We start from the raw sequence: 915 nt of genomic DNA, 5'->3' as shown, positions 1-915 counted from the left end.
GGCAAAGGTTGAGGGCTGAGTGCACGCCGACGCTTCGGACGAGCGATGCTCTCCTTCCCAATAACCCGTCTGCCGGTTCGAACAGAGAGGACATGGTCTCGTCATGCCAGGGGCATGGGGGACATAGGCAATCGGTTGATGGAGAGCAGAATGTCACTGCGACAAATCGCATTCTACGGCAAAGGCGGCATCGGCAAGTCGACGACGTCGCAAAACACGCTGGCGGCGCTGGCCCAGATGGGTCATCGGATCCTGATCGTCGGCTGCGACCCGAAGGCGGATTCGACCCGCCTGATCCTGCACGCCAAGGCGCAGGACACGATCCTGAGCCTGGCGGCGGCCGCGGGCAGCGTCGAGGACCTCGAGATCGAAGAGGTGATGAAGGTCGGCTACCAGAACATCCGCTGCGTCGAGTCCGGCGGTCCGGAGCCGGGCGTGGGCTGCGCCGGCCGCGGCGTGATCACCTCGATCAACTTCCTGGAAGAGAACGGCGCCTATGAGGACATCGACTACGTGTCCTACGACGTGCTGGCGACGTGGTGTGCGGCGGCTTCGCGATGCCGATCCGCGAGAACAAGGCGCAGGAAATCTACATCGTGATGTCCGGCGAGATGATGGCGATGTATGCCGCCAACAACATCTCGAAGGGCATTCTGAAGTATGCCAATTCGGGCGGCGTGCGTCTGGGCGGCCTGGTCTGCAACGAGCGTCAGACCGACAAGGAGCTGGAGCTTGCGGAAGCCTTGGCCAAGAAGCTCGGCACCAAGCTGATCTACTTCGTGCCGCGCGACAACATCGTGCAGCATGCCGAGCTGCGCCGCATGACGGTGCTGGAATATGCGCCGGATTCGGTTCAGGCCGGCCACTACCGGGAACTGGCGACCAGGATCCACAACAACGCCGGCAAGGGCATCA

General features: G+C 62.6%; 1 pseudogene. It reads left to right on the top strand.

Going from position 1 to position 915, the window contains the following annotated elements:
• Positions 1-138: 138 nt before the first annotated feature.
• Positions 139-915 (top strand): annotated as a pseudogene (gene nifH / locus BRAS3843_RS25505) (nitrogenase iron protein); the annotation flags it as partial.

Origin of the sequence: Bradyrhizobium sp. STM 3843 (assembly GCF_000239815.1) — a bacterium.
GTDB lineage: Bacteria > Pseudomonadota > Alphaproteobacteria > Rhizobiales > Xanthobacteraceae > Bradyrhizobium.
This window is presented reverse-complemented; position numbering and strand designations above follow the sequence as displayed.